Origin of the sequence: Streptomyces sp. NPDC093097, assembly GCF_044754325.1 — a bacterium.
In the GTDB taxonomy this organism is placed as follows: domain Bacteria; phylum Actinomycetota; class Actinomycetes; order Streptomycetales; family Streptomycetaceae; genus Streptomyces.
The window spans coordinates 155,714-181,433 of the sequence record NZ_JBIVOW010000012.1; the positions used below are offsets into that span (position 1 = coordinate 155,714).

Here is a 25,720-nt window from a genome sequence, read left to right on the forward strand (position 1 = left end):
CAGGCCGAACACATCCCCGCGGGGCTGTCGCTGCCTCCCTGCGGAGCAGGCTACGACCGCCGCGCCCGATACCGCCACCCGGGCGAGCAGGACCGGCCAACCTTCCGCAGAGTGGCCTGAAGAACACGGAACGTACCCGTACTTGAGGGGCGGATCCGGCGGCGTCAGGGCGTCTTTCGCGCGGCCCGCCACTCGGGCGCGAGCACCGACCAGATCTCCATGTCGTGCCGCTCCCCGCGGTAGCGGTAGTTGTCCCGCAGCACGCCCTCCTTCGTCATGCCGAGCCGGCGGGCCACCGCGATGCTGGGCGCGTTCGCCGAGGAGACCCACCACTCGACGCGGTGGATGCCGCGTTCCTCGACAGCCCAGTCGATGACCACGCGCACGGCCCGGGTGACCAGGCCCTTGCCGGCCGCCGACGGCTCCAACCAGCAGCCCGCCTCGGCGATGCCCTGCTCGACGTTCATGGTCCGCAACAGGATCGCGCCGACCAGTTCGCCGTCGCTCCGAATCCCGAAGATCCGGCCGGTGTCGGCGGCGGCCTTCTCGGCGTACGTCGTGAGGTAGGCGCGGCTCGACGCCAGGTCGGTGATCACGTCCGGCAGCCCGTTGTGCCGGCCGATGAACTCCCGTCCGCGGTCGATGTGCGCCAGGAACTCCTCGGCCTGCCACGGTTCCAGCGGCCGCAGCTCCGCGCCGTCCGCCCCCAGGGATATCGCGAACACGTCCCAGTCCCCCTCCGCCACCGGGCCGCGGTCCCGATCCCTGTCCAGGGCTCGTTCCCGGTCCCGTTCCTGTTCCCTGCGCCCTTACGTGCCGCGGTCGACTCCGGCCGTGCCGTCCGCGGCACGCAGAGCCGATCGCGTCGGGATCTTCTCATGACACCGGGCCAGGCCCTCCCACGGCCCTGACCTGGTCGTCCGCGCCGGCATCCCGCGACGAGGCCCGGCACACCGCACGGCAGACCCGGCGGACTCACCTGCCGCCGACCTGCAACGAACCGGGCAACGCGGCAAGTTGAAAGCAAGTTGAAAAGGTGGCGAGAACAGACGAAGAGAGGGTAGAGAGAGGAACGGCATCAGTCCGACGGACACGAGGACGGGCGGCCGGGCGGCAGCGCCGCCCCGGCGCGGACGAGAAGAGCAAGGAGAGCGCACATGGTTGAGGACGAGGGATCGGCGCCCGCCACCGGACAGGCCCACGCGGACTACTCCTTCGCCGGCCTGCACCACGTCCAGTTGGCGATCCCGCCAGGCGCGGAGGAGGCGTGCCGCGAGTTCTGGGGCGGCGTCCTCGGCATGACCGAACTGCCCAAGCCACCGGCTCTCGCGGCCCGCGGGGGGTGCTGGTTCCGCGGCGGCGGACTGGAGGTCCACCTCGGCGTGGAGCAGGACTTCCGCCCCGCCCGCAAGGCACACCCCGGCATCCTCGTCCGGTCCCTGCGCGACCTCGCCGACCGGCTGGAACGGCACGGCCATGAGGTGACGTGGGACGGGGACTTCCCCGGGTACCACCGCTTCCACGCCTTCGACAAGATCGGCAATCGGCTGGAGTTCCTCGAACCGCGGGACGGTTGAGCGGCCGCCGGCAGGGGCGCGCCCCTGCCGGCGATCCCCCGCCCCGCCCCGCCGCGCCCGCGGCTCAGTCGGCGTCGACGCGCAGGGAGGAAAAGCGCACGTTCTGCCGCTTGCCCGGGCCGAGGTCGGCGACCGGCGCGCCGGCGCAGCGCGCCTTGGGGTAGAAGTGGGCGGTCTTGCCGACCAGGGAGAGGTTGGAGGTCAGACCGGCCCCGCTGAGGGTGTAGCAACGGCCGGGCTCGGGCTGGTTCAAGGTGGCCCGCTTCCCGGCCGGGGTGGTGTAGAGGATCATGCCGAGATCGGCCGCGTGGGCGGCCGCCGACGATCCCAGGAGGGCGCCGACGGCCAGCACCACGGCCAGGGCCGCACGACCGCGTCGACCCCCGCGGCCAGGCCCACGTCCACGTCCACGACCGTGTCCGACGGAGATGTCAGGTGCGACGGAGTTCATGCTTCGCTCCAGATGAGGGAGGGCAGGTTGTCGCTCGGTCCAACGACACATCGGCCACGCCGTGACGCCGCCCGCCCCAACTCCTGTGCGGCGCCGTGCTGCTGACAGCCGTCCGTCCCCCACCGGGGGTCAGGCCCGCACGGCATCGTCCGCGGTGCGCGGCGGCGCGCCGGCGGCGTCCCGCGACGCGTCCGGTGTCTGCGGCCCGAACAGCGGGATGCCGTGACGGCCGCGGAACGCACGACTGCGACGCACGGTCAGCACCACCACCGCGCCGAGGATGGCCAGGGACTGGATCCTTCCGATCACCGGCACCACATCGACGGGCAGGGTGCAGGCCGCCAGCGCGCTCAGCGCGGCGTCGAGCATCTGGGCCCCGCCCCACAGGACCGTCAAGTGCCGCAACGCGCCCCGGAACTCCGGCAGTTCACGCCAGGCACGGTCCGCGGCTGCCGCCCCGTCCGGCCCCCGCAGCCGGTCCCCGAAGTGGAACGCGAAGGGCCGGGCCGCCGGCAGCGTGCCCAGGATCCACAGCCCGAGGGCGGCCGGAATGCCCGCGTCCTTGAGCAGCAGCACCCGCGGACTGCCGCTGATCGCCGACATGCCGGCGGAGACCGCCAGCAACACGACCACGAGCAGGTCGAAGACCTCGATGCGCCGCCGCACCAACGCCGTGCCCAGTGCGTGCACCGCGGGCACCACACCGCTCAGCAACAGGGCCTGCCACTGCGCGACATCCCGCGCCCGCAGCACGTAGTACAGGGCCAGCGGCAGGAGAAGGTTGACGGCCAGCGGTACGCACACCGCACGCAACCGGTGCGCACCAGGCTCCCGGACGGTTTCCACGACGGCCTCCCACGGCCCCGGCACCGGCCGTTCCGGCACTACGGCGACCTGCTCACGACGCTAGGAGCCGGGTGGGTGGAGAGGCATCGGCCCCCGGGCCGGACCCCCCGGGCCGTTTCTCCACCCGGCCGCTCCACCGGCGGGTGGAGAGCCGCCCGGAAGGCCCGCCTACACGCCGCCTTCCCCGACCCGATGCGCGAACGCCGTTCCCGAACACCGGAACCGGTCTGCGGAACCGGGCCCGCCGCGCGCCTCAGAAACTGTCGCCCAGGCGCTCGATGAGCGGCGCCGCCGCCTTCAGGGTCTCCAGCTCCGCGTCCGTGAACCCCTCCCGCAGCGCCTCCGCCAGCTGCCGGGAACGGGCGTCCCGCTTGTGCCGCAGCACCTCGACGCCGGCCTCGGTCAGCGACATGATGATCCGCCGGCCGTCGTGCGGATCGCGCCGCCGCTCGACGAGGCCGCGCCCCTCCAGCGCACCCAGCGTGGTCCCCATCGCCTGGGAGGTGATCTGCTCGGCCCGCGCCAGCTCGGCCGCCGTGGCCGGACCTGCGCGGTCCAGCCGCGACAGCGCGGCACGCTCGGGCAGCGACAGCTCGCCGGGCGGGAGCTGGCGCAGCCGACGGGCCAGCAGGCTGAGGCCGCCGTAGAGCGCGCCGGCCAGATCGTCGACGTCCGAGCTGTGAGTCATGGTCATAAGCCTAGGTTGACCAACTCGGCCGATCAACCGATGGCGACCGTCGCCGATGGCCCGCGTTCCAGCAGGTGAGCGGAGGGACGGGGTCATCACCGGCTGCCTGGCGGGGCGCCGCGGAGGCCGCCGGGCACCCCGTCCGTCGCGCGATTGCAGTAAGCCCGCGTGAGAGAACCGGCGGCGGGCGCCAGTCTTTACCCATCGACCGGTCTTGAGGAGAGGGTACGGACATGGGAATCATCGCGTGGGCCCTGATCGGCCTTCTGGCCGGTGCCATCGCCAAGGCACTGATGCCCGGCAAGGACCCCGGTGGTTGTCTGGTCACGATGCTGATCGGCATCTGCGGCGGACTGTTGGGCGGATGGCTCGGCAAGGTGATCTTCGGAGTGCACTCGATCAAGGGCTTCTTCCACCTGTCGACATGGATCGCCGCCATCGTCGGCTCCATCATCGTCCTCCTCCTGTACCGCCTCTTCCTGGGGCTACGACACCGCGAGCACTGACCGGGCGCCCGCGAGCGGGCACACCGACGCCACGCGTGAAGGGGCCGGAAGACCCGTCTTCCGGCCCCTTCGCACGCCGAAGAAAAACCAGTTGCCCGCACCGCCCCGAAGCCGCCACTCTGACCCCGATCGATCATCAGCAGAGCAGGAGCACACCATGCGCCGATTCTTCGAAAACTCCCAGTTCCCCTTCCGGACGGTGACTTTCGAGGACTTCGGCACCCATGCAGATCACGCACACCCTGAACATCGGCATTCTGGCGCACGTCGACGCAGGTAAGACCAGCCTGACCGAGCGTCTGCTGTTCGACACCGGCGCCATCGACCGGCTCGGCAGCGTCGACGCCGGCGACACCCAGACCGACACCGGAGCCATCGAGCGGCAACGCGGTATCACCGTGCGCTCCGCCGTCGTCTCCTTCACCGTCGGCAGCACGCAGGTCAACCTCATCGACACCCCCGGGCACGCCGACTTCGTGGCCGAGGTGGAGCGCGTCCTCGGCGTCCTGGACGGCGCCGTCCTGGTGCTCTCCGCCGTCGAGGGAGTACAGGCGCACACCCACGTCCTGATGCGGACGCTGCGCGAAATGCGGCTGCCGGTCGTGCTGTTCGTCAACAAGATCGACCGTCGCGGCGCCCGCGGGGACGACCTCCTCGACGACATCCGACGGAAGCTCGCCCCGCACATCGTCCCCATGACGGCGGTGCGGGATCTCGGCACGCCGCTCGCCCGCGCCCTGCCGCAGGCGCTCGGCACCGACCCGGAATTCCGCACCCGGGTCGCCGAAACGCTCGCCGAGACCGACGACGCACTGCTCGCCCGCGTCGTGGACGGCCCGTTCCCCTCCGCCGACGAGCTGCACACCGCACTCGCCGACGGCACCCGCACGGGACGGGCCCACCCCGTCTACTGCGGTTCGGCCCGCACGGGGGAAGGCATCGGTGCGCTCATCGACGGGATGACGGGGCTGCTGCGCCCGGCGCCCACCGACGCCGCCGCCGGCCCGGCGGGCGCCGACCCGGCCGGCGCGGCGCCCCCACGAGGCACCGTCTTCGCCGTCGAGCGCGGGACGTCCGGGAAGAAGACCGCCTATCTGCGCCTGTTCTCCGGGACGCTGGCCGCGCGCCAGCGCGTGACCCTGCACCGCCACGGCCCCGACGGCACGCGCCTGGCCTACACCGGCCAGATCACCGCCCTGCACGTCGTCGGACGCCAGGCCAACGGCAGCAACGGCCCAGGCAGCGCACGGGAGTTGGCGGCCGGCGACATCGGAGCGTTCACCGGACTCGCGGACGTCCGGGTCGGCGACCGGCTGGCCGACCCCGCCGGCCGGGACGACGGCCCCCGCCCACCGCACTTCCGCGCCCCGTCCCTGCGCACGCTGGTCCGGCCCCGGGACGCGGCTCCCGGCGCCGCCTCCCGCCTGCACACGGCGCTGCAACGCCTCGCCGAGCGGGACCCCCTCATCCACGCCTGCGCCGAGCCCGACGGCACCACCTCCGTCCTGCTCTACGGCGAGGTCCAAAAGGAGATCCTCGCGGCGACCCTGGCCCACGACTACGGGATCGAGGCCGTCTTCGAACCCAGCAGGACGGTCTGCCTGGAACGGCCCACGGGGGTCGCCGAGGCCCACGAGGAGATGGGGCGCCGTGCCCCCAGCCCCAGTGGTTTCTGGGCCACCGTCGGACTGCGCGTCGAGCCCGCACCGCGGAACGCCGGCGTCGCCTTCCGGTACGAGACCGAACTGGGCGCGCTCCCGCACGCCTTCCACACCGCCATCGAGGAGACCGTGCACACCGCCCTGCGCACCGGTCCGCACGGCTGGGCGGTCACCGACTGCACGGTCACCCTCACCCGCTCGGGATTCGCCGGCCCGGTGAGCACCGCGAGCGACTTCCGGGGCCTGACACCGGTGGTGCTCGGCCGCGCCCTGGAACGCGCCGGGACCCGCGTCTACGAGCCGTGCCACGCCTTCGACGTGGACATCCCCCTCGACGCGCTCCCGGCCGTCACCTCCTGCCTGGCCGCGCTGGGCGCCGACATCGGGGAGACCGCGGGCGGTGCGACGTCATGGCTTGTCAAGGGCGTCATCCCGGCCGGCCGGGTGCGCTCGGTCGAGCTCCGGCTGCCCGGCCTGACCCGCGGTGAGGCCCTGTGGTGGTCCCGGCCCTGCGGCGACCGCCCGATCAGTCCGGCGAGCGCCCGCACCGCCGACGGGACGCCGGCACGCTGATCCGGCCACCACGCCGACCCGGCGGCGGAACGCGCCTCCCGCATCGGGGCGCGTTCCGCCGCCGGCCCCATACGACGAAAAATCCGCTCAGCGAAACCGCTCGAACCTCGAACGAGACCACCGGACAAAAGAAAAAATCCCCGACGCAGTTACCCGCGTTCGAGGATTGACAGGTGAGGCATTTCTTCGCGTATATTGAACGTTTGCATATCGCGCAGAAAATGAATAACTCAAACTCACTAGAGCACAGCATATTCGAGCGGAGCTGAATTGTCAAACGAGGAATTGCGTAAGGAGCAGGAATTCGTGGACCTGCTCCACGAACGCCTCGACACCCTGCGATCCGGGGCACAGGCAACCCTGGAACAGGCCCTGCCGCAGGCCGAGGGCACGTTCCAGGCACGCCTGGAACGGGATGTGATGGTCGCCGAACAGGCCGAGCTGCTGGCCGGCTTCGAGGCCGGGGAACACGGACTGTGCTTCGGCCGGCTGGCGTTCCGGGACGGCCGCGACCACCACATCGGCCGCATCGGCATCCGCCGGGACGACGCCGACCGCACTCCGCTGGTCATCGACTGGCGGGCCGATGTCGCCCGCCCCTTCTACCTCGCCACCGGACACACCCCGATGGGACTGCGCCGCCGCCGCCACCTCACCACCGAGGGCCGCCGGGTGACCGCACTGCACGACGAGATCCTGGACCTCGCCGACTCCCAACGCACCGGCCACGAAGGCACGGACGCGGACGCCATCCTGCTGGCGTCCCTGGACGCGGTGCGCACCGGCCGGATGCACGACATCGTGCAGACCATCCAGGCCGACCAGGACCGCATCATCCGCGCCCCGCACCACGGCGTCCTCGTCGTCGAGGGCGGCCCGGGCACCGGCAAGACCGTCGTGGCACTGCACCGCGCCGCGTACCTGCTGTACGCGCACCGCGAGCAACTGGCCCGCCGTGCAGTGCTGATCGTCGGCCCCAACCCGGCGTTCCTCGGCTACATCGGGCAGGTGCTGCCGTCCCTCGGCGAGACGGGCGTGCTGCTGGCGACGCCCGGCGAACTGTTCCCCGGCGTCACCGCGACCGGCGTCGACACGCCCCGCGCCGCCGAGATCAAGGGCAGCACCGCGATGGCCGACGCCCTCGCACGGTTCGTCGCCGACCGGCAGACCCTCCCCGACCCCACCCTCGTCATCGACCACGAGGACGGCGCACTGCACCTGGACGCGGAGATCGCGGAGGCGGCCCGCCGACGCGCCCGGGCCACCCGGCTGCCGCACAACCTCGCCCGCCCGCACTTCGCGTTCCACGTCATCGACGCGCTCACCGCACAGCTCACTGAGCGGATCGGCGCCGACCCCTACGGCGGCCCGAACCTCCTCGGCCCCGACGACCTCGCCCAACTCGGCAAGGCCATCGCCACCAGCCGCGAAGTCCACGGCGCCATCGAGGAGTTGTGGCCGGCCCTCACCCCGCGGCAGCTGGTGGCCGACTTCCTCGCCGAGCCGGTCCACCTCCCGGACGCGGACGCCGAGGCGATCCGCCGCACCGGCGGTGACTGGACCCCGGCGGACGTCCCGCTGCTGGACGAGGCCGCCGAACTCCTCGGCGAGGACGACTCCGCCGCACGCGCCGCCGCCGAGGCCGAGCGCCAGGAACGCATCGCCTACGCCCAGGGCGTGCTGGACCTCTCGTACGGTTCGCGGACCCAGGAGTTCGAGGACAAGGAGGACGAGGACTCGGAGGTACTGGCCGCGCACGACCTGATCGACGCGGACCGGCTCGCCGAACGCCAGGAGGAGGCCGACCACCGCAGCGCCGCCGAACGCGCCGCGGCCGACCGCACCTGGGCCTTCGGCCACCTCATCGTCGACGAGGCGCAGGAGCTCTCCCCGATGCTGTGGCGGCTGCTCATGCGCCGCTGCCCGACCCGTTCGATGACCCTGGTCGGCGACCCCGCCCAGACCTCGGAGCCGGGCGGGGTCGGCTCCTGGGACGCGATCCTCGCGCCGTACGTCGAGGACCGCTGGGAACACGTCCGGCTCGGCGTCAACTACCGCACGCCGACCGAGATCATGGCAGCCGCGGCGGAGGTCCCCCGGGCCGCCGACCCGTCCTTCGCGCCACCGACGTCGATCCGCTCCACCGGCGTCCCACCGTGGGCGCTGCGCACCGACGACCTGCCGCGGGCGGTCGCGGAGGCGGTGGCCCGCGAGACGCGGCGCGACGGGCAGGGCCGGCTCGCCGTGATCGCCCCGCGCGAGCGCCGCGCCGAACTGGCGGCCGCCCTGCCGACGGCCTCCGCCGGCCCCGTCCCCGACCTGACCAGTCCGGTGGTGCTGCTCGACCCGCGCCAGGCCAAGGGGCTGGAGTTCGACACCGTACTGGTCGTCGAACCGGCGGAGTTCGGGACGAGCGACCTCTACGTCGCGCTCACCCGGGCCACCCAGCGGCTCGGCGTGCTCCATGCGGACGCGTTGCCCGCGGGGCTGACCGCGCTGGCGAACTGACCTGCCGGGCAGGTGAGTTGAGGAGCGGCGTGCGGGCCGCCTCGCCGTACGGGTGGACAGCGAGCCGGCCCCGCGCGGCGGCGACAATGATGGAAACGCGGACCAACTTTACGCAGTTGACCCACTCCCCCAAGAAAAACCCAAAACTGTCCATGGCAGAGTCAAGGAGACGCCGGGTGGTGTGATCATCCGGGTAGCCGCGCGACCCAGCAGCCGCCCCGCCCCGCCGAACACCCCCATCCCACCGGGCAGGCCACGGAGGAACCCGATGAACCACCACCACCGCCGCACCCTTCAGTCCGCGCTGATCGGCGCCCTCGCCGTGACGTCACTGGGCATCGCCACCACACCGGCCTCGGCCAAGTCGTCCCTCGCCTTCTCCGCCGGGCCGCGCTCGGTCGGCCGGGGCGGGCTCGTCCACGCCACCGGCACGGCGAGCGACGACAACCGTTCGTTCAACAAGGTCTGTGTGCAACGGCGTTGGGGGGCCGGCGCCTGGAACACCGTGAAGTGCTCCAAGCCCGTACGCCACGCCGGGGGCACCGTCAACACCGCCGTGCGCGCCGCGTACCGCGGCCGCCTCCAGCTGCGCGCGGTGCTCTTCGAGGGCCGCTCCGCCCACGACAAGCACCCCCGCACCCGCTCCGTTTCCCGCACCGTCACGGTCAAGGTGCACTGACCCGAGCCCAGGCGGATGACAGCACCGCACACCCGGAACGCCACCCAAGGCAACAGACAAGCCCCAGGCACCGCGGCCGAAGATCCGCACTCAGACGTCGAGGGGCGGGAGGTCGACCAGGCACGCCCGCCGGAGCGGTCACACCCCGGTCGGCACGCCCGCGTTGGCGAGGATGTCACGCACCGGCAGGGCGGTGCTCCGGGCGGCGGTCAGGCCGGAGACTGCAAGGCGGGCATCGACGATCCGCAACCCGACCGCGTATCCGGCGCAGCCCGGCAACCCCACAGGCGGTTGCCCCATGCGCTCTGCGGTGGCGGCTCCGTAGACGCACGCAGGCAGGTTCTGCATCCCGGCCACATCGATGCCGGCGGTGATCTTCCCGTAGGCACGGTCCAGTTCGGCCCCCGTCAGCGCCTTCGACCACGGGCCCATGGCCTGCTCGCCGGCCAGCTCCCGCAGCTGACGCACGGCGGGCAGGTACCGCGGGTCCTTGCGGTCGAGTCGGAAACCGCAGCCCTGCTGATGCATCTGCACCAGGTCCACCTCACCCATGACGGACATCGCGCCTCGGAGCGGGCTCAGTATGGCGCGCAGGGCATCGGGACGCTCTTCCAGTGGCCGCCGCAGGAGATCGAGCATGGTGGACGTCGTGTCGTGAACAACAATCTTCATGACGCACGACCGTAGGAGCTCACGTTGCGGCAACTTCACGTCGCGTCGGCGAGGCGGGCACCGGGCAGTGCGGCAACAACATGGGACAATTGCCCTATGTCGGTCTCCATCGAGGTACACCGGGATCGCGGGGCGGTCGCCGCGTACTGGCCCGACGAGCGCACCCGCGCCGTGGTCGTGGCGCGAGAGGCGGGTTCGGTCATCGGCTCGGTCGCGGTGCTCGACCTGGGGGCGGAGGACCCCGACCTCCGGTTCGTGGGAGTGGTGGACGGTTCCGTGGACGTCCGGGCGCCGTTGATGCGGGCGGCGGCGCCGGTCGCGCGGGAGGCCGGAGGGCGGACGCTGCGCTGGATCGAGGAGGGCGGAGAGATGCCGCTGGCCACCGCCGCCGCCCTGGAGGAGCTGGGGGCCGTGGCGGGGGAAGAAGTGCACCGCTGGTGGCGGAGGGATCTGCCGACGACGCTGTCCGTCGCTTCCGAGGCCCGGGTGGCCGAGCGGCCGACCGCGGAGGGAGCCCCGTTCCGGGTGGCGATCGGTGGCGCCTGGTGCGATGTGGAGGTGGGCGGCGACCGGGCGGTGCTGATGCACGACCGGGAGGAGGAAGGGGCCACCGAGGCATTGGCGGCGCTCGTGTCGATGGCCGTCCGTCGGGTGAGCACCGAGCACCCCGGGGTCCGGGTGGTGGAGACCTACGTCGCGCCCGAGGACAGCGCCTACGAGGAGGCCCTCGTCTCGACCGGCTTCGCCCCGACGACGCGACGGGCCGTCGAATACCGCCTGGCGCTGCACGCCTGACTCGACGCAGGACTTCCGCAACTCCATTGAGAGGTGGGGGTGTTGGAACGCTGCACCGCCATCTACACAAGCGTCTTAGACAAATGTATTGTCCCCTTGTCCGCACGCTCGGCGCGACCCATCTGCGGCGGCCGCGGCCGGGCGATCGAAGAGGGGGATTGCGATGTCCGAGGTCCTGTCCGAGGTCCTGTCCGACGCCATACCTGACGCCACGCCCGGCGCCATGGGCGCTGCCACGTCCGATGCGGTCGCACGCCAACAGGCCGTACGGTCCGAACTGTCCATCGACGGACGGAAGTTGTCCTACGTCGACTTCGGGGGAAACGGTCGGCCGCTGGTCACCCTGCACGGCCATCTGTCGGAGGGCGCCACCTTCGCCCACCTCGCCCAGGCACTGCGCCCCGACTGGCGGGTGATCGCCCCGGACCAGCGCGGCCAGGGCGCGTCCGACCGCACCGACGACTACACCCGCGAGGGCTACCTGGCCGACCTGCACGCCCTCCTGGACCATCTGGGCCTGGACCGGGCGGTGCTGCTCGGCCACTCCCTGGGCGCCATCAACGCCTACCAGTTCGCGGCCCGCCACCCCGAGCGGGTCGCAGCACTGGTCAACGCCGAGGGGCCCGCCGAGCTCGGCCTGGCCGGTCCGCATCCCCTGGCGTTCCTGCTCGACCTGCCCTTCCAGGCAGCCACCCGGGAGGCGCTCGTCGCCGGCCTGGGGCCGGCCGCGCCCTACTTCGCCGACCGGTTGCGGCAGAACCCCGACGGCGGCTGGCGGCTGCCCTTCCACCCCCAGGACATGTACCGGTCCGAGGAGTTGGCGCACGGCGACCACTGGGACGACTGGGCCGCCGGCACCTGTCCGGCCCTGCTGGTGCACGGCACCGCGGGGGTCATCCCGCCCGCACAGGTCAGCGCCATGGCCGAACGGCGCCCCGGCACCGCGGTGGCCACGGTGGAGGGCGACCACCTGCTCCCCACCACCGCTCCGGATGCCTTCGCCGCCGCGGTCCGGGCCTTCCTCGCGACGCTCCAGGCACACCCCGCGACGCGGTAACCGCGGACGACGCACGAGGGCAGATCGACCGGTGCCGGGGCGGAGCGCATGCCGGCCGTCCCGGCCCGGCACCCGGGCCACGGAGGCCGGCCGCCCCGCCCGCCCGTACGCGCCGCCACCGCGGCATTGCCGGGATCGCCGCCCGCGGTGACCCAGACTGGTCCCGGGCGCGCCACCCGGTACCCGCGGCAGACACTCCCGTACCAGGCGCCCACCCGCGACCGGAGGAACGAACGCCGGAGGGACCCATGGCGGAGGAGGACCGCGACGCGCCGGCCCCGGTGCCCGGGACCGGCGGTGACGACCGGCGGCTGCGCTACGAGCTGCTCGGCTGTGCGCTGCACGGTCACCACCTGGAAGGCGTGGACGCGGAACAGGTGCGGCCCGCCGACGGCCTGTTGGTCCGCGAGGACCGGGACGGACTGCGCTGGCACCGCTGTCTGCGGTGCGATGCCTGGCTGCCGGTGGCGCCCCCGCGGCAGCCCGACCGCAGGCACCCGCCCGACCGCCACGAGATCGCCCTCCCGCTGCGCGGCAAGCCCCTGCGCGACCGCTACGTCCTGCGGCTGATCGCGCTCGACCGGCTCCTGCACTTCGTGGTGCTCGGGGCACTGGCCGCCGGAATCCTGATCTTCGCGGACAAGCGGGCGAGCCTCCAGGCACCGTTCTACCGCTTCATGGACCTGTTGCAGAACGGCGTGGGCGGGACCGGCGGCGTCTCCGAGCGCGGGCTGCTGGGCGAGGTGGCCAAGGCGTTCGCGGTGCGGTCCTCGACGCTGTGGGTGATCGGAGTGGTGATCGCGGCCTACGCGCTCCTGGAGGGGGTGGAGGCGATCGGGCTGTGGTTCGCCAAGCGGTGGGCGGAGTATCTGACCTTCGTCGCCACCACCGTCCTGCTGGTCCCGGAGGTCTACGAAATCACCTCCCGGGTGACCGTCACCAAGGTCCTCACCCTGATCATCAACCTCGCGGTGGTGTTCTACCTGCTCTTCGCCAAGCGGCTCTTCGGGATCCGCGGCGGCGGTCGCGCGGAGGCCGCCGAGCGCGAGCGGGACCTGAGCTGGGAGGCACTGGAGCGGGTCCCGCCCGGTCCGGCGAAGAGCTGAACGGTGGCGGCAGGGCAGGGTAGTTGGAGTACGACGACAGGGGGAGGCCGGGCACCGGCCTCCCCCTGCGTACGCCTGCCGGCCGCCCCTACCGCAGGGCCAGCGCCTCGCGGATGGTGGTGAACAGATCGGTCTGGTTGGTGACGCCGAGGACCCGGTACGCCTGCGGGCCCTGCGCGGCGATCCGCACCTCGGTGCCGGTGTGCTCCTGCGACTCCCCCGGGGTGTTGGTCGAGTAGTTGACCTTCAGCTTCTGCCCCTCGTTGGTGACGAGGGTGGACGACAGACCGGGCGGGGCGGCCTCCAGGGGCACGATCTGGCTGGTGTGGCCGTGGTCGGCGGTGGTCACCACGAGGGTGTCGGGGTGCTTGGCCGCGTAGTCGCGGGCCACCTTCACCGCACGGTCGAAGGCGGCCGTCTCGCCTATCTGGCCGCAGGGGTCGGCCGCGTGGTCCTGCTTGTCGATCGACGCACCCTCGATCTGCAGGAAGAAGCCCTTCTTGGCGTTCTGCTGCTTGGTCTCCAGGAGGTCGATGGCCTTGGCCGCCGAGTCCGCCAGGCTCGGAGTGCCCGCCGTGCGGGCGGAGTTGGTGGTCGTGCAGCGCTGCGGGTCGGTGCCGCCCACCGCCGCCGGCTTGCCCGTCCACTCGGTCGGCACATTGCCCTTCGAGAACAGGCCCAGCACCGGCTTGCCCGCCTTGGCGCCCTTCAGCCCGGCGTCGTCCGTGACGACCTGGTAACCCAACTTGCGCGCCTGCTCGGTGACGGTCAGCCCCTTGTACGGGCCCTCGGTGACCTTCTGGTCGAAGCGCTGCTTGCCACCGCCGAGGAGCACATCGACCTTGTGGTTGACGGACTGCTCGGCGATCGAGCCCGGGCCGCCCTTGGCGAGGGTGTCGCTGGGGCACTTGGCCATGTCGCCGGGGCCCTGGCAGGAGCGGTCGGTGGCGTGCGAGGCGAGCACCGCGGGGGTGGCGTCGGTGAGCTCGGCGGTGGTGACGCTGCCGGTGGCGTACCCGTTCTTCTGCGCCAGTTCGAGGATGGTGGGCACGGCCCGGTCGGTGTCCGGGGTCTTGGAGATGCGGCCGTTGACGGTCTTGTGGCCGGTGGCCCAACCGGAGCCGCTGGCGGCGGAGTCGGTCACGTAGTCCGGGGTGCCGTCGGCGTGCACCGCGTACGTCGTGTAGGCGCCGGTGAGCGGGAACTTGTCCATGTTCAGGCGGCCGTTGGCGCCCACCACGTAGTCGCGGGCAAGGGTGATCTCGGAGTCCCCCATGCCGTCACCGATGAGCAGGATGACGTTCTTCGCCTTGCCACCCTTGATGGCGTGCTGTGCCTGCTGCTTGGTGTCGGTGGCACCGGCCACGGTGGTCACGGCCACGCCGGCGGCGGTGGCGGCGACCAGGGCGGTGGCGGCGGCGAGGTGACGGCGGGAGGGTCTGTGCATCGAACGTCTCCTTGAAGGCGGCGAGGAACGCGGGCAGTCGGCCCAACGAGGCTCAGCCCATCAGCCGTTGGTGAATCGGAGATGACGCGACGACGCCGGCGCCGCATCCGGGGCGTAACGTCACGGCGCGGGACGGATGCCGGCGGATCCCCGGGCCGCCGGGCCCCGGACCGCCGACCGGCAACCGCGAGCCGCCCCTTGAACCGGCCCCGCCCGGACGCGCCCCGCCGCCGGTCAGCCGCCCTGCCCCATGAGGTCCTGGAGGGCCTTCATCAAGTCGACGGTGTCGCTGGCCGGCGGGGCCTGCACGGCCGCCTTGGCTCCGTAGTCGGAATAGTGCGAGGTGGTCTTGACCGTGCCCCGCGATGTCTTGATGGCGACGTCCATTTTGACCGGGTAGTTCTGGTCGTTGACCCAGGCGTCATAGTCGTAGCTCGTGATGCCCGCCTTCTTGGCGTTGGCGACGAGCTTGGCGCGGTCCTCCGCGGTGAGGCGGGTGACGGACTTGAGCGACGCGAGCCCCTCCTCCACGGGGAGCGAGCCCCGGTAGTGCTCGGCGTGCTCGCCGTCGACCGTACCGGCCCCCAGGCTCTTGACGTCCCGCGCGCCGAGCAGCATCGCCAACTGCCGGGCCGGGTCCTGGTTCATATCGTCCAGACTGGCCGCGACCTGCTGCACAAGTGCCTTGTCGCCGGACTGCGCGGCGGCGGCCCGCAGATCGAACGCGCCCCAGCGCTTGCCGCCGAGCAGTTGGGAACGCTTGCCCATGTCCACATACACGGTGTCGTGCAACCACACCATGTGCGACCCCTCGCCGCCGCCCGCCCCGCCGGCAAGCGGCCCCTCGCTCATGGTCACGTCCATCACCATCGGGTCCCAGCCCATGACGCCGGATATCTTCGTCTCGCCGCCGTTCGGCAGCCCCGCCGGCACCGACATGCTCATCGTGACCTTGGCGGACTTCGCCGCGGCGGTCTTCTCGTAGGCCGCCGTGAGCGCCTGCACCGGACTGGACGCCTTGGCGGCGCGGCCGTCCTCGGCCTTGTCCGGCCCCTTCTGACAGCCCGTCACCCCCAGCGCCGCCACGGCCACCGCCGCGAGCGAGACACCGGCGCGCAGCGCGATCCCTTTCCGCATACCCCACCCCTGATTGCCCCTCTATGACATATACGCTCCGCACCGTAATGCATTGGTCGGACATCTATCGAAAGGAGGGCCTGAAACCGGCCGGGCACAGCACGCCCCCCTCACACGCCATTTCACAACACCCCGATCCGCCCCACCCGCACCCCCGATCGCCTTGACCCCACCCATACTTACTGCCGATTTACCACCCCTTTGAGCACTATGGGTCCGTCTCGACAACTTTCTTCACCTCAGGAATCTGAGGAAGAGTCAGAAGAAGCAGAAGAAGCAAAGGACCAGCAGTGCGCCCACTCGCCATCCCCGTGTCAGCCGCCGTGCCCGCCATGTCCGGGCATCGAGGCTGACCGCCGTGGCGCCCCCTCCTCCGGCACCCGCGACACTCGCACCCGGTCCCCCGCCCACCGCCCGCGACCCACTGGCCGATCCGCGACACCGCTCCGGACGACGAACGGGACCGCGCCCCACCATCCGGATGCGGCTCACGCTGCTGTACGGCGGGATGTTCCTGATGGCCGGCGTGATCCTGCTGGCCATCATCTGCGTACTGGCGGCCGACACCCTCAAACAAGCCACCCCCGACTTCCGGGTCTTCGGCACCAATCTCAAGATCAGCAACGTCAACTGCCCCGTCCTGCCGACCTCCGGCACGATCGGCGAGATCAACACGGCCATCAGCAACTGCGTACGGGACCAACGCGCCCTGGCCCTCGGCCAGTTCTTCAACCGCTCGTTGCTGGCGTTGCTGGGGTTGGCGATCGTGGCGTTCGCGTTCGGTTATGCGATGGCGGGGCGGGTGTTGTCGCCGTTGGGGCGGATCACGCGGACCGCGCAGCGGGTGGCGGGGTCGGATCTGCATCGGCGGATCGAGTTGGGTGGTCCGGATGACGAGTTGAAGGAGTTGGCGGACACCTTCGACGAGATGTTGGACCGGTTGGACCGGGCGTTTGAGTCGCAGCGGCGGTTTGTGTCGAATGCGTCGCACGAGTTGCGGACGCCGTTGGCGATCAATCGGACGTTGTTGGAGGTGCAGCTGGCGGATCCGGCGGCGTCGCCGGAGGTGCAGCAGTTGGGGCGGACGTTGTTGGCGACCAATGAGCGCAGTGAGCAGTTGGTGGAGGGGTTGCTGCTGCTGGCGCGCAGTGAGAACAAGATCGTGGACAAGCGGCCGGTGGACTTGGCGGAGGTGGCTTCTCAGGCGGTGGATCAGACGCGTGAGGAGGCGCAGGCCAAGGGGGTTCAGCTGCGGGGTGTGCGGCAGCAGGTGTTCGTCCAGGGCAACGGGGTGTTGTTGGAGCGGATCGCGTTGAATCTGGTGCAGAACGCGGTGCGGTACAACGTGCCCGAGGGCGGTTGGGTCGAGGTGGCGACGGAGCCGCAGCCGGGGTGTGCGGTGCTGGTGGTCTCCAATACGGGGCCGGTGGTGCCGGCGTACGAGGTGGAGAACCTCTTCGAGCCGTTCCGGCGGCTGCGTACGGAGCGGACCGGCAGTGACAAGGGCGTCGGCCTGGGCCTGTCCATCGTCCGGTCCGTGGTGCGCGCCCACGACGGCACCATCACCGCCGTACCCCGCGAGGGCGGCGGACTCGACATGCGCGTCGTACTGCCGCGCACCGCATGACCGCCCCGGGGGCGACGGCCTGGGAGATGCCTGCGACGCGTTGACGGCTCCCGCTACCCCTGCCTGCGACAGACTGGCCGGCAGCGCCCGGTGGAACGGCACTGCCGGCCGGTCTGCCGCGCAGGCGCGGGAGCGCGCCTGGGGCGCTTCTGACGGATCTCCATGGACGCCGCGGAGATCCGCCAGATGCGCCCTAACCCTCGACGACCGGCCGATAGGTACACACCTGGGCGCCCGTCCCGCTGGCGACCGTGGACACCAGCTCCAGCGCGTGCAGCGCACCGTCCTCCGGGAAGATCCTCTTGCCGCCGCCGAGCAGCACCGGCATGACGATCAGTCGCAGCTCGTCGACCAGGCCCTCGCTCAGCAGGGTCCGAACGAGCGTAGGGCTCCCCATCACCAGCAGGTCGCCGCCCTCGGTCCCGCGGAGCTCACGGATCCGGGCCACCGCCTCGCCGCCCGGAATCAACCGGGTGTTGTCCCACGTCAGCTCGTCGTCGCCCAGCTTCTTGGACACCACGTACTTGGGCATGGCGTTCATCCGGTCGGCGAACGGGTCGCCGGCCCGCTCGGGCCACGCCGCCGCCATCGTCTGCCAAGTACGGCGTCCAAAGAGCAGCGCCTCGGCCGATTCCAACGCACCGGCGAAGGCCCCGCCCACCACCTCCGGATCGAAGAACCGGTGCGACCAACCGCCGTGGGCGAAGCCGCCGTCGCGGTCCTCCTCCGGTCCGCCCGGCGCCTGCACCACGCCGTCCAGGCTCATGAACTCACTGATCACGATGCGCATGGGTCTGTCTCCTCTTGCCTGCTCAGGTCCGCACACCACAGCTGTGGGGGTTACGGCAGTGGAGACTGCCGTGCCACAGCAGCATCATCGCTCCCTCTCGCCCCACGTACGTGATCTGGCACACAGGATCGCTATTTCTGCGCCCCACCCGCCTGCGCATCGCCCTCACCACCCCACAGCGGTGGTGCCTGCGCCTCACGGGCGAGGACGAGGACGGCCAGCGTGGCCCGGGCCTCGCGCCGGAGCCCGTCGCGCCGCGCGAAGGCCGAGGTGAAGGCGAGAACGGAAACAGTCACCGCATACAGGGCGACACCCGCAGCAGACAGCAGCCCGACACTCATCGGGCACGCACCTTTCTCCCCCCCGTGAGGAACGCCCGGCCAACCTACGGACCGGGGTGCGTTCTGCGCTCCCACCATACGGACCCTGTCAACACCCGTACGCCGCGGCCACCCTCTCGTCGAAAACGCCGCGCCGGCGCGAAAGAGGAATGCGCATACGCCGACCGCCAATCAGTCGCGGCACAACTCGCATCGCCCATCAACGCTTTATGACGGCATCTGAAAAACCAGTGAAATCCGGTGAAAAACGGCGAGGATCGGTGATGACCCGCGACAACCAGCAGCGACCGGCGAGGAAATCCACATCCACCCTCGCCCGAAAGGCGATCGCGACGCCGGCCGACCTCCACCGAGGCAAGTGCACTTCCGACAGGGCCACTTGATCATCGGTCTTATAATCTCCCGACATGGCCATGACCCTGAGACAGCTGCAATACCTGGTGACCATCGTGGAGACGGGTTCCTTCACCCGGGCCGCCGAGCAACTGCACGTCTCACAACCCGCCCTGTCGCGCCAGTTGCAGATCCTGGAACGCTCCTGCGGCGGGCCGCTGATCGAGCGCGGCGGACGCCCGATCATCCCGACGCCGCTGGGCCGGGCGATCCTCCCGCACGCCCGCGCCGCCCTGGTCGAGGTCGACAAGGCGCACGCGGCGGCCCTGTGCGTGGTCAACGCATGCGGTGGCGAGCTGCGCCTGGCCACACTGCATTCGATCAGCCTCGGCGTACTGCCCACCGTGCTGGGAGCCTGGCGGCGCGAGCACCCCGACGTACGCATCTCACTCACCGAAAAACTGCATGACAACGAACTCCAACTCGCCCTGGGCGCCGGTCAGGCCGATGTCGCGATCGGCCCACCGCCCATTGACTGGCCGGGCTCCCTTTTCCCCCTGGAAGCAGAAGAGTTCGTTGTCGTTCTCTCGGCGGAAGACCCACTGACCCGGCGGTCCGGATCCCGACTCCACCTTTCCGAACTCGCCGGACGTGAATGGGTCCATTTCACCGAACCGAACGGCCTGTCGAAGATCTTCGACCACGCTTGTGAGAGCGCCGGATTCCGTCCGCGCATCGCGGCACGGACCCAGCAGACGGCCTCCGCACTCCAACTCGCCCTGGTCGGGGTCGGCCCGACGCTGCTCCCCGCGAACATGATCCCCGCACACCTCGTCGCCCGGGTCCTCCTGCCCGACCCCCCGGTCCGACGCCCACTCGCCGCGTACACCCGCAGCCGACCCGACGCCCTCACCGCGGCCTTCATCGACGTGCTCACCGAGCACGCCCGCCCCGTCCCCGCCCACATCGCCTCCCTCGCCGGCATCTCCGCCCACCGCCCGGCCAGTCCTCCCCTCCCCTAGAAACACGGGACCGCCGTACACATCCTGGGGGGGCAGGTAACGAGAGGTACCGGGACTGGCAGAGGCGCGGCCGACTGTCGAACTCCGCCGCAGACGGGCTCTGTTGACGTCACCTTCTCCCAGGAGGAGATGGATCGGGCCCGCAGCACCTCACACCAAGCCGACGGGCCCGCCCCACTCCCACCCCAGACACCCTCCGGCCTCTCACCACCGGCCCGTCCGAGCCGGCCGGGCCGTGTCGGAACGGGGACACCGCACAGGCCGGAGGTAGTTTTCCGGATGGATTGCCACTCGTTCCCCGTGCATGAGGGCGTTACGGCCGGAGGGAGCATCACACGATGGCGATGAACGGCGACGGGCAGCGGCTCGGCCGGCGGCACCTCGTGACGGGGATCGCGGCACTCGCGGCCACCACGGCCTGCGCGAACTCCAACGCCCCGAGCCCGAGCACCACCCCCGGGGTTCCCGGATACCCCCCAGCCCAGTGGGTCCCCGCCAACATCACCAACTTCACCCCCGCCAACCGGCCGACCAGCCACCCGGTACGCATGGTGATCGTGCACGTCACCCAGGAGACGTTCCCCGACACCCTGATGCTCTTCGGACGCCCCGGCTACCGCGCCTCCGCCCACTACGCACTGCGGTCCCAGGACGGTCACCTCGCCCAGTGCGTACGGGAACGGGACGTGGCCTGGCACGCCGGAAACACCAGGTACAACTGGCGCAGCATCGGAGTGGAACACGAGGGCCGCATCGACGAACACCGGTGGTTCACCGACGCGCTGTACGAACGCTCGGCCGCCCTGACCGCAGCCATCTGCCACCGCTACGGCATCCCCGTCGACCGCCGCCACATCATCGGCCACAACGAGGTGCCCGGCAGCGACCACATCGATCCCGGCCCACTGTGGGACTGGCCCCGCTATATGCGGCTGGTGACCGCCGCCTTCTGATCCCGCTCCCCCATCCGCACCCACCCGCCCCAGGCACCCGATCCCCCCGTCCCCCGTCATGCCTGGGGCATCTCCGCGGCGAGGACCGCACGCGTGAGCCCGACGCGGCCGGGCCCACTCCCGGTCAGCGGTTGCCGTTGAGGTAGGTGATGTCCCAGTGCGTACCGCGCCGGGAGACCTCGTAGGCGTAGGTGTTGCCCGCCGGCGACTTGTAGAGCTTGGCGTTGTCTCCGTGGCGCCGACCCGTGTAGCGGAAGTGCCCGGTGATGTACTTGTCGACGCACGGGGCCACATGCATATCGACCTTGTAGCCGTTCCAGTGGCTGTACGTACCGGAGCCGTGGCCGGTCTCCGTCCCGGCGGTGAGGGTCACCGCGCACTTGCTCGCCTTCTTGAACGCGATCACGCCGGCGACGGTGGTCCGGTTGATCCGGTCGAAGGAGGTGCAGTTCCGGTTGTTGCGGTTACTGCACCGACCGGACGAGGTCCAGGTGACGCCGGCCTTCCGGAACTGCTGCTCGGCGGCCGCCTGTGTGTACTTCGCCGGCGCGGCGGCGGCGAGCGGCGCGGTGACCGCGAGCACCCCGGTGGCCAGGGCAGACGCGTACACGGTGAGCTTGCGCAAGGTCATACGGGATCCTCTCGGAAGCCGGTTTCGGTTCCCTGCACAGTGCCCTATGCCACGGGCGGGACCAATGGCCCCGACAGGGCGCATGATGGCACCGAACGCTGCGCCCACCCCCGCACGCGCCCTCTCCCCACTCCCGGTTGCCACGCGCCCCTCGCGCGCTCCGTGTACCCGTCGCGTTCAGTCCACCACCGAACGAGCACTTCGGCGCCTGGACGTCCAACTTCCGTTGCATAATTGCCGGTTCGGCTTCCCTCCCCCTGTTCCCATCGATATGCGACGGGTATCGGTGGTGCCGCATCAGGCATCGTTCACCTCGGCAACTCCTCGCCCAGGGACGGCTGTAGCCCTTCGTGGTACGTTCGGCGCCGCCGTGCACTACTGCGAACCGAGGAGGTGAGACCGATCAACGCTGCGACAGATCGGGGCTCCCTCCCCCGCATGGCATAGGGAGTGCCCGCAGCAGGCATCCCGAAAGGCTTGAACGCTATGCGTTTCCGCTCCGAGACATCGTCCGACGGTGTCTGCGAACAACTCTTCACCCTCGGCGAGATACCCGGCGTGCTGTGGACGCCGGTGGGCGCCACGGGGACTCGTCCCCTGATCTTGATGGGACACGGCGGCGGCCGGCACAAGAAGGCGCCCGGCATCCTGGCTCATGCACACCGCTGATTGCCGGATTCCAGGCACTCGTGGCACGCCGGACCGTCCCGGAATGGCAGGCGGTCCTGGACGCGGTCCAGCGACTCGCACACGTCGGCGCCGGTCCGGTGGGCTACTGGGGAATCTCGCTGGGGTGCGGACTGGGTGTTCCGTTCGTTGCCGCCGAACCCCGGGTCCGTGCGGCGGTGTTGGGCCTGGGCGGGGTCCTGGCCTCGGCGGAGGACGCCGCACGGATCACCGTGCCGGTGGAGTTCCTGATCCAGTGGGACGATGAGCGCGTGCCGCGGGCGGCGAGCCTGGCGCTCTTCGACGCCTTCGCCTCGGCCGAGAAGACGCTGCACGCCAACCCCGGCAGGCACGGCGAAGTCCCGGCCTTCGAACTGGACAGCGCGCCACGGTTCTTCGCCCGGCACCTCGGCTGATACCGGCTCCTTCAGCCCGCCCGCGACGCGCCGATCGGCATCCGTTTCCGAACGGTATCCGCTTCCGATCGGCGCGCCCCGGCGAACCGCTGGTCGACGTGACCGGCGAGCTTGCGCTTCGCCAACAGGCCGCCCGCGCACACGAATCCGGACCGGAACCCACCCCCGCAAGCCTCGACCCCGGACTCAGACCCCGGGCTCGGACTCGACCTCAGACTCAGCCCCGGGTTGGGACTCGGACTCGGCCGCATCCTCGAACGCCGCGAGCATCTCCGGCGACCACGTCAGACTGCCGTCCCGCAGGTCGTCGATCACTCCCTGGAGCCAGCGCTCCTCGGTGCCGAGGAGTACGAGAAGGTATTCGCACTCGATCAGCGTGATGCGCGGAAGGCCGGCCGGCGGCCCGGCGATCTGGCGCTCCAGCTCGGTGCGCCGGGCGGCGATCCGTTCCAGTCGTCGCTCCAGGAGTGGTGTCACCTCGTTCGGGCTGAGCATGGCCAGGTTCGCCAGCGCCGCCGGGAACACCGGGAACTCCGCCTTGGGGACCGCCACCATCTGTTCCAGCCATTCGCGGGCGACCGCCCGCCCCTCGTCGGTGACCTCGTAGACGGTCCGCTCCGGGTACTGCTGGTCGCGTTCGGTGTGCCGGACGGCGATCAGCCCGCCCGTCTGCAACCGCTCGATGGTGCGGTAGAGCCCGGCCCGCTGGCCGACGTTGACCACCAGCTCCTTGCCCCACTGCTTGAGCAACTGCTGGATCCCGTACGGATGCAGCGGTCGGTGGTGCAGCAGGACCAGCACGGTCAGGCCGAGCGGCGAGCTCTTCACGGGGGCGGTCATGCAGGTCATCGTAGTCATCGCGCAAACTAGTTGCATTGTTACTAGTCTCCTTGCAACTATGAGTGCGGGCGCGGCGGCGAGCTGAGGCGAGCCGGTCGACGCGGGTGCTCAAGCACGCCCGCACAGCCCGACGAGACGCGAAGCCTGGGAGGGGCCATGAACGGCAGCAACGGCAACGGCGGTCACGCCGCCGGGGTACGGACGGCACTGGTCATCGGAGGGGGTGTGGCGGGTCCGGTGACGGCGCTCGCCCTGCAGAAGGCCGGGATCACGGCGACGGTCCACGAGGCGTATCCGACCTCGGCGGACGGTGTCGGTGCCTGGCTCGGCCTGGCGCCGAACGGACAGGCGGCGCTGGCGACGGTCGGCGCGGACGCGGCGGTGCGGGCGGCCGGACAGTCGGTGCCCGGCGTGGTGATGGCGGACGGCGCCGGGAACCACTTCACCCGCTTCGACGGCTTCCCCGGACTACCGGCCACGATGACGATGCCACGCGACCGGCTGTTCCGGGCACTGACCGATCACGCGGTCGCCGAGGGCGTCCGCTTCGTCTACGGAAAGCGGCTGGTCGACGCGAAGGAGACGGCCGACGGCGTCACCGCGCACTTCGCCGACGGCTCGTCCGCCACCGCCGACCTGCTGATCGGCGCCGACGGCATCCGGTCCACCGTCCGTACGGTGATCGACGCCCAGGCACCCGCGCCCGAGTACGGCGGCGTGCTGAGCCTCGGCGGCTACGCGACGGTGGCGGACGACCTCCAAGCGGAGCTCAAGGTCGAACCGGGCGTGACGTACTTCGCGTTCGGCCGTGCGTTCATGGGGTACTGGCGAGGCCCGGACGGGCAGATGATCTGGTTCGCCGGGCTGCCCACGGACAACCCGCCGAGCCAGGCCGAGTTGGCGCGGGTGCCCGCCGCCGAGTGGCTGGGCAGGCTGCGCGAGCTGTACGCCGGCCACTTCCCTGGCGAGCGTCTGTTGCGGCACACCGACCCCGAATCGCTCATGGTGGTCGGCCGGATGGAACGGATGCCCTCCGTACCGCACTGGCGCCGCGGACGGATGGTGCTGGTCGGCGACTCGGTGCACGCGCCGTCCTCCAGCTCCGGGCAGGGGGCCTCGCTCGCCATCGAGAGCGCGGTCGAGTTGGGCCGCTGCCTGCGCGATCTCCCCACGTACGGCGAGGCGTTCGCCGCCTACGAAGCGCTCCGGCGCCCGCGCGTGGAGGCCGTCGGGATGAACGCCGCGGCCGCCAACAAGGTCAAGGCGGGCAAGAGCGCCCCGCCCGCGCCGTCGGCACCCGAGGAGATGTTCCGCGCGCTGCACTTCCACCGGATCGACTGGGCGGAGACGGTGGAGGAGACACTGCGGGGCATGGCCGGCGTGTAGGCAGGGGGCGGGCTGCCTGGGCGATCCCCAGCAGCCCGCCCGCAGTCAGCACCGGCACAGCCCGCAACCCGCAGGTCCATGGCGTGCGTTACGCCCCGTCGCCCCCCTTCGTGGCGGCCTCGACGGCGCTCAGGAAGGCGCGGACCGGTGGCCCCTCGGCGCGGGTGAGCCATGCGGCGCGGATGTCCCGGCGGAGGGCCGGCCGGAGGGGGAGGAACCGCACGTCGGCCGAGGCGAGGCGACGGGACATCGCAGGGATGAGACAGGCGGTCAAGTTCCTTGCCACCAGGGCGAGTTGGGTGATGTGGTCGGCAAGGAGATAGCGGATGTCGGCTTCGAGGCCGTGGGCGCGGAAGGTCTGGACGAGGGCCTCGTACGGCTCGGTGCCGGGTGGGCAGCAGGCCCAGGCGGTGGCGGCCAGGGCGCGGAGGTCTGTGCCGGCGGCGAGGTCGAGGGTGGCGCGGTCGGCGAGCGGGTGCTGCGCGGAGAGGGCGATGTAGACCTCTTCGCTGGTCAGAGTGCGGAGCGTGACGCCGTGCGGGATGGCGAGGGGGCGGGGCGCCCAACTCTCGACGAGGAGCAGGTCCAGTTCGCCGTCGACGAGGCGGGGCAGCAGGTCGTTGGCCTCACCGTCGACGACCGTGGGGGTCAGGCGCGGGTGTTCGACGGCCAGGGCGGCGAGCGCGTCGGGCAGCAGGGTGCGCACCGCACTGCCGACCCCGCCGATGCGGACGGGGCCGATGACTTGACTCCCGAGATCCGCCAAGTCGACTTGTGCGGCGGAGAGTTGACCGAGGAGACGATCGGCGTGAAGGGCCAGGACGCGACCGGCGTGGGTCAGCCGGACACTGCGTCCGTACGGCTGGAGGAGCGGGTGCCCCGCCTCGCGTTCCAACTTGGCCAGTTGCTGGGAGACGCCGGAGGGGGTCAGGTGCAGCGCGCGGGCGGCCTGGGCGATCGATCCATGAGCGGCGACGGCGGCGAGCGCGCGGAGCCGGTCAATGCTGAACAC

General features: G+C 71.2%; 24 protein-coding genes and 1 pseudogene. 13 read left to right on the forward strand and 12 right to left on the reverse strand.

The window, feature by feature from the left end; all coding sequences use genetic code 11:
* Positions 1-164: 164 nt before the first annotated feature.
* Positions 165-725 (reverse strand): GNAT family protein, encoded by a 561-nt coding sequence (locus tag ACIQE0_RS21520; protein ID WP_366330450.1) that lies wholly within the window; start codon positions 723-725, stop codon positions 165-167.
* Positions 726-1,157: 432 nt separating this feature from the next.
* Here ACIQE0_RS21520 and ACIQE0_RS21525 point away from each other — a divergent pair, with 432 nt between their 5' ends.
* Complete coding sequence (locus ACIQE0_RS21525; protein WP_402334534.1) at positions 1,158-1,577, forward strand: glyoxalase; 420 nt, start codon at positions 1,158-1,160, stop codon at positions 1,575-1,577.
* 64 nt (positions 1,578-1,641) lie between these two features.
* Here ACIQE0_RS21525 and ACIQE0_RS21530 read toward each other — a convergent pair whose 3' ends face one another.
* The 3 genes from ACIQE0_RS21530 to ACIQE0_RS21540 all read right to left on the reverse strand — a co-directional run bounded on the left by ACIQE0_RS21530 (position 1,642) and on the right by ACIQE0_RS21540 (position 3,562).
* Positions 1,642-1,932: a hypothetical protein gene (locus ACIQE0_RS21530; protein ID WP_402334537.1), complete on the reverse strand. Its 291-nt coding sequence runs from the start codon at positions 1,930-1,932 to the stop codon at positions 1,642-1,644.
* Between the two features lie 225 nt (positions 1,933-2,157).
* A complete protein-coding gene (locus ACIQE0_RS21535) occupies positions 2,158-2,874 on the reverse strand; it encodes a VC0807 family protein (protein ID WP_402334540.1) in 717 nt (238 codons plus the stop codon).
* A 253-nt stretch (positions 2,875-3,127) separates the two neighbouring features.
* Positions 3,128-3,562, reverse strand: a complete 435-nt coding sequence (locus ACIQE0_RS21540) for a MarR family transcriptional regulator (protein ID WP_366330454.1) — start codon at positions 3,560-3,562, stop codon at positions 3,128-3,130.
* A 233-nt stretch (positions 3,563-3,795) separates the two neighbouring features.
* On the opposite strand from ACIQE0_RS21540, the gene ACIQE0_RS21545 reads away from it, so the two are divergent.
* The 4 genes from ACIQE0_RS21545 (at position 3,796) to ACIQE0_RS21560 (ending at position 9,489) form a co-directional block, all read left to right on the forward strand.
* Positions 3,796-4,068, forward strand: coding sequence for a GlsB/YeaQ/YmgE family stress response membrane protein (locus ACIQE0_RS21545; protein WP_366330455.1), 273 nt, complete (start codon positions 3,796-3,798; stop codon positions 4,066-4,068).
* 224 nt (positions 4,069-4,292) lie between these two features.
* Positions 4,293-6,302, forward strand: coding sequence for a GTP-binding protein (locus ACIQE0_RS21550; RefSeq protein ID WP_402334544.1), 2,010 nt, complete (start codon positions 4,293-4,295; stop codon positions 6,300-6,302).
* A 285-nt stretch (positions 6,303-6,587) separates the two neighbouring features.
* Complete coding sequence (locus ACIQE0_RS21555; protein ID WP_402334746.1) at positions 6,588-8,810, forward strand: HelD family protein; 2,223 nt, start codon at positions 6,588-6,590, stop codon at positions 8,808-8,810.
* A 268-nt stretch (positions 8,811-9,078) separates the two neighbouring features.
* Entirely contained in the window at positions 9,079-9,489 is a 411-nt protein-coding gene (locus ACIQE0_RS21560; protein WP_402334547.1) for a hypothetical protein, read from the forward strand.
* A gap of 138 nt (positions 9,490-9,627) precedes the next feature.
* Here the strand turns inward: ACIQE0_RS21560 and ACIQE0_RS21565 are convergent, their stop codons facing one another.
* Complete coding sequence (locus ACIQE0_RS21565; RefSeq protein ID WP_402334549.1) at positions 9,628-10,161, reverse strand: DUF2268 domain-containing putative Zn-dependent protease; 534 nt, start codon at positions 10,159-10,161, stop codon at positions 9,628-9,630.
* A gap of 96 nt (positions 10,162-10,257) precedes the next feature.
* Between ACIQE0_RS21565 and ACIQE0_RS21570 the strand changes: the two genes are divergently transcribed.
* The 3 genes from ACIQE0_RS21570 (at position 10,258) to ACIQE0_RS21580 (ending at position 13,119) form a co-directional block, all read left to right on the forward strand.
* Positions 10,258-10,956 carry a hypothetical protein gene (locus ACIQE0_RS21570; RefSeq protein ID WP_366330458.1) on the forward strand — a complete coding sequence of 233 codons (699 nt, stop codon included), beginning with the start codon at positions 10,258-10,260 and terminating at the stop codon, positions 10,954-10,956.
* A gap of 223 nt (positions 10,957-11,179) precedes the next feature.
* A complete protein-coding gene (locus tag ACIQE0_RS21575; protein ID WP_402334749.1) occupies positions 11,180-12,013 on the forward strand; it encodes an alpha/beta fold hydrolase in 834 nt (277 codons plus the stop codon).
* 248 nt (positions 12,014-12,261) lie between these two features.
* A complete protein-coding gene (locus ACIQE0_RS21580) occupies positions 12,262-13,119 on the forward strand; it encodes a DUF2127 domain-containing protein (RefSeq protein WP_402334553.1) in 858 nt (285 codons plus the stop codon).
* Positions 13,120-13,207: 88 nt separating this feature from the next.
* Here ACIQE0_RS21580 and ACIQE0_RS21585 read toward each other — a convergent pair whose 3' ends face one another.
* Both ACIQE0_RS21585 and ACIQE0_RS21590 read right to left on the reverse strand, forming a co-directional pair.
* Positions 13,208-14,566 (reverse strand): alkaline phosphatase, encoded by a 1,359-nt coding sequence (locus ACIQE0_RS21585; RefSeq protein WP_402334555.1) that lies wholly within the window; start codon positions 14,564-14,566, stop codon positions 13,208-13,210.
* Between the two features lie 234 nt (positions 14,567-14,800).
* Positions 14,801-15,703: a hypothetical protein gene (locus ACIQE0_RS21590; RefSeq protein ID WP_402334558.1), complete on the reverse strand. Its 903-nt coding sequence runs from the start codon at positions 15,701-15,703 to the stop codon at positions 14,801-14,803.
* A gap of 424 nt (positions 15,704-16,127) precedes the next feature.
* On the opposite strand from ACIQE0_RS21590, the gene ACIQE0_RS21595 reads away from it, so the two are divergent.
* Positions 16,128-17,330 carry a sensor histidine kinase gene (locus ACIQE0_RS21595; RefSeq protein ID WP_402334752.1) on the forward strand — a complete coding sequence of 401 codons (1,203 nt, stop codon included), beginning with the start codon at positions 16,128-16,130 and terminating at the stop codon, positions 17,328-17,330.
* Between the two features lie 193 nt (positions 17,331-17,523).
* Here the strand turns inward: ACIQE0_RS21595 and ACIQE0_RS21600 are convergent, their stop codons facing one another.
* A complete protein-coding gene (locus tag ACIQE0_RS21600) occupies positions 17,524-18,120 on the reverse strand; it encodes a dihydrofolate reductase family protein (RefSeq protein ID WP_366330463.1) in 597 nt (198 codons plus the stop codon).
* Positions 18,121-18,251: 131 nt separating this feature from the next.
* The gene (locus ACIQE0_RS21605) at positions 18,252-18,461 is read right to left on the reverse strand and encodes a hypothetical protein (protein ID WP_366330464.1); all 210 of its coding nucleotides are present in this window, start codon (positions 18,459-18,461) and stop codon (positions 18,252-18,254) included.
* 407 nt (positions 18,462-18,868) lie between these two features.
* Here ACIQE0_RS21605 and ACIQE0_RS21610 point away from each other — a divergent pair, with 407 nt between their 5' ends.
* Together ACIQE0_RS21610 and ACIQE0_RS21615 are read left to right on the forward strand one after the other, a co-directional pair.
* Positions 18,869-19,816, forward strand: coding sequence for a LysR family transcriptional regulator (locus ACIQE0_RS21610; protein ID WP_402334562.1), 948 nt, complete (start codon positions 18,869-18,871; stop codon positions 19,814-19,816).
* A gap of 344 nt (positions 19,817-20,160) precedes the next feature.
* Entirely contained in the window at positions 20,161-20,769 is a 609-nt protein-coding gene (locus ACIQE0_RS21615; protein WP_402334755.1) for an N-acetylmuramoyl-L-alanine amidase, read from the forward strand.
* A gap of 124 nt (positions 20,770-20,893) precedes the next feature.
* Here the strand turns inward: ACIQE0_RS21615 and ACIQE0_RS21620 are convergent, their stop codons facing one another.
* A complete protein-coding gene (locus tag ACIQE0_RS21620) occupies positions 20,894-21,400 on the reverse strand; it encodes a hypothetical protein (protein WP_384091048.1) in 507 nt (168 codons plus the stop codon).
* A gap of 486 nt (positions 21,401-21,886) precedes the next feature.
* On the opposite strand from ACIQE0_RS21620, the pseudogene ACIQE0_RS21625 reads away from it, so the two are divergent.
* Positions 21,887-22,482 (forward strand): annotated as a pseudogene (locus tag ACIQE0_RS21625) (alpha/beta hydrolase).
* Positions 22,483-22,668: 186 nt separating this feature from the next.
* On the opposite strand, the gene ACIQE0_RS21630 reads toward ACIQE0_RS21625, so the two are convergent.
* Positions 22,669-23,322 carry a PadR family transcriptional regulator gene (locus tag ACIQE0_RS21630; protein WP_402334565.1) on the reverse strand — a complete coding sequence of 218 codons (654 nt, stop codon included), beginning with the start codon at positions 23,320-23,322 and terminating at the stop codon, positions 22,669-22,671.
* A 156-nt stretch (positions 23,323-23,478) separates the two neighbouring features.
* Here ACIQE0_RS21630 and ACIQE0_RS21635 point away from each other — a divergent pair, with 156 nt between their 5' ends.
* Complete coding sequence (locus tag ACIQE0_RS21635; protein ID WP_402334568.1) at positions 23,479-24,708, forward strand: FAD-dependent monooxygenase; 1,230 nt, start codon at positions 23,479-23,481, stop codon at positions 24,706-24,708.
* Positions 24,709-24,796: 88 nt separating this feature from the next.
* Here ACIQE0_RS21635 and ACIQE0_RS21640 read toward each other — a convergent pair whose 3' ends face one another.
* Positions 24,797-25,720, reverse strand: coding sequence for a LysR family transcriptional regulator (locus ACIQE0_RS21640; protein ID WP_402334571.1), 924 nt, complete (start codon positions 25,718-25,720; stop codon positions 24,797-24,799).